This is a genomic window from Pseudochrobactrum sp. AO18b (assembly GCF_000409565.1).
GTDB classification, from domain to species: Bacteria; Pseudomonadota; Alphaproteobacteria; order Rhizobiales; family Rhizobiaceae; genus Pseudochrobactrum; species Pseudochrobactrum saccharolyticum.
Genome location: NZ_ANNO01000299.1, coordinates 1 through 2,359, shown reverse-complemented (window position 1 = coordinate 2,359; position 2,359 = coordinate 1). Strand labels below are relative to the sequence as shown.

2 protein-coding genes are annotated in these 2,359 nt (G+C 51.0%); both read right to left on the bottom strand.

Annotation, left to right across the window (positions count from 1 at the left end; all coding sequences use genetic code 11):
- Window positions 1–142: 142 nt before the first annotated feature.
- On the bottom strand, window positions 143–556 hold the full coding sequence (locus tag A918_RS0112145; RefSeq protein WP_022711333.1) for a helix-turn-helix domain-containing protein: 414 nt from the start codon (window positions 554–556) through the stop codon (window positions 143–145).
- A gap of 139 nt (window positions 557–695) precedes the next feature.
- Window positions 696–2,297 carry an apolipoprotein N-acyltransferase gene (lnt, locus tag A918_RS0112140; protein WP_245257324.1) on the bottom strand — a complete coding sequence of 534 codons (1,602 nt, stop codon included), beginning with the start codon at window positions 2,295–2,297 and terminating at the stop codon, window positions 696–698.
- Window positions 2,298–2,359: the final 62 nt, after the last annotated feature.

The window sequence follows — 2,359 nt, the reverse complement described above, 5'->3', positions numbered from 1 at the left end:
GCATGTGTTTATGTGCGAGATTTAACGCAAGAAGCTGCCAAATTGTCGCATTAAGCGCCTGCTATAATGCGACAAAACAATAGGATAGGGCAGTTTCAGGGATTCTGTTTTTACCGAATTCGCGCCTCTGGCGCTTCAGAGATTAATCATCATCATTGGCAAGGGTTTTTACCAGATCAATGATTTTACGGCGCACTTTCGGATCAGTGATTTTTGTAAAATAACGTGTCAGCTGCACGCCTTCATTTGTCTGAAGAAAATCAACAACATAGGTTGTTTCATTATCTTCCGCAAAACCGCCGTTCTGCTGTCCTGCCTGTTCCGGTGCATCTTCAAAAAAGAAGGCAACCGGTACACTCAAAATGGATGAAATGGCTTGCAGGCGGCTGGCACCGACGCGGTTGGTGCCTTTTTCATATTTTTGAATCTGCTGGAAGGTAATACCGAGATTTTCACCGAGTTTTTCCTGACTGAGGCCAAGCATGTTCCGGCGCAACCGGATGCGGCTGCCCACATGAACATCAATGGGATTGGGTTTCTTTTTATTCTCAGTCATTCACAAATGCTCCTCGCTTATGCGAGCTTTCCTTGATGAAAAATGGTTTGCTTAAATCAGCATATTTTTCGGAGAATTATAGGGTTCATCTGAAATTTCATCAGTTTCATGTGTATATCATAACATCAAAAATATGATGTCAACCGAAACGCTCGGTACGGATGGCATGTAAACCACATGAAATTACGAGCAAGATGAACAGAAGTGTGAAGAACTGTGTTTCTCCTGCCGGTTTGCGCCAAAAGCCTGTCGCTTTTGGTGGCAGACGGCCATCAATAAATCCGACTTCATTCAGGTTGAGATGTTTGGTGATTCGACCGTAAGAATCGGTAATTGCTGAAATACCGTTATTGGCTGCACGCAGCAAAGGCAGTCCCTGTTCTACGGCGCGCAATTGCGCCTGCCGGAAATGCTGATAAGGCCCCGGTGTATTGCCGTACCATGCGTCATTGGTAATATTGATGATCGCATCAACACTCTTGCCCTGATAGCCAAGCTCGGACGGAAAAATCGCCTCATAGCAGATCAAAGGCAGCAGGGTCAGGCTCGGGCTGACATTGAGGGCATGGCGCGCCGGTGCTGCGGTAAAGCCGCCGGGTAATTCCACCACTTCCTGCATACCGACAGAGCGCAGCAGACCTTCCAGCGGCAGATATTCACCGAATGGTACAAGATGCACTTTGTCGGCAGTTGCGGTCACCTGACCGGCGGCATTCACCGCGAAAATACTGTTATAATAGGCGGAGAGATCCTCTCCCTCACCACGCACCGCTCCGGCCAGCAGCATTTGATTCGGCTGAAGTGCCTTGCCGATGGCACTCAAGGCTTCTTCGACTTGTGGCAGCACATAGGGAACGGAGGTTTCCGGCCAGATAATCACATCAGGCACCGGCTGGCCATTGGCAGGCGGGCGGGTACTGAGATCAAGATGCTTGTCGAAAATCGCGCGGCGCAACTGATTATCCCATTTGGCATCCTGTGCAATGGAGGCCTGAACCAAGCGGATAACAGGTGCATCAGCGCCTTGCTCTGACAAGACCGGTGCCTGCTGTAAGCGCCATGCGCCATAACCGGCATGGGCAATCAGCAAGGCGCTGGCGGCAATTAATCCGCTGCGCCAGCCATAGCGCTGTCGCTTGTCGCCAAACAACAGAGCGGGCATGGCGAAAATCACCACAGCCAGAATATTCATGCCATAGAGACTGGTAATCGTAACCGACTGCATCAGCAATGGTGTCGGCATCAGCATATAGCCGAGCGCATTCCAAGGAAAACCGGTGAGAATGAAAGCGCGCAGCCATTCTGTAACGCCGAGTGCGATGGCCAGCACCAGAATACGGATGAGACCTGCCCCCCAGAAAACCCGTGCAAATGCCGCAGCAAAAGCGAAGAAAAATGCCAGAAAGGCAGGCAGGCCGAGAATAGCGAATGGTAATGCCCAGGCGAAATTTTCGGCATCCACCAGCAATGCCATGCCGATCCACCAGAGACCGGCGAGAAAATAGCCGAAACCAAACAACCAGCCGGTGCGAAAAGCAGGGAGCAGGCGCTTCCATCCGGTTGCGGTTGTTGTACCCGAACTGTCAATCAGCAGCACTAGCAGCGGAAAACCGATAAATCCGGCGGGCAAAAAATCAAAAGGCGGCAATGCCAGCGTGACACTTGCACCGGCGAGAATGGTCAGGAGCGCTTTACGCCAGCCGGTGAGGTTTTCAGTCAGGCGGAGATAAAGGCTGCTCACTATATTCGGTCTCTCAATGGGGATAAGGCTGTAAGTATAAAGTGCAGAGCGAGTTTTGCGGG

Excerpts from the sequence above, each read along its gene's own strand:
- A918_RS0112145 (WP_022711333.1), bottom strand. The coding sequence starts at position 556 with ATGACTGAGAATAAAAAGAAACCCAATCCCATTGATGTTCATGTGGGC.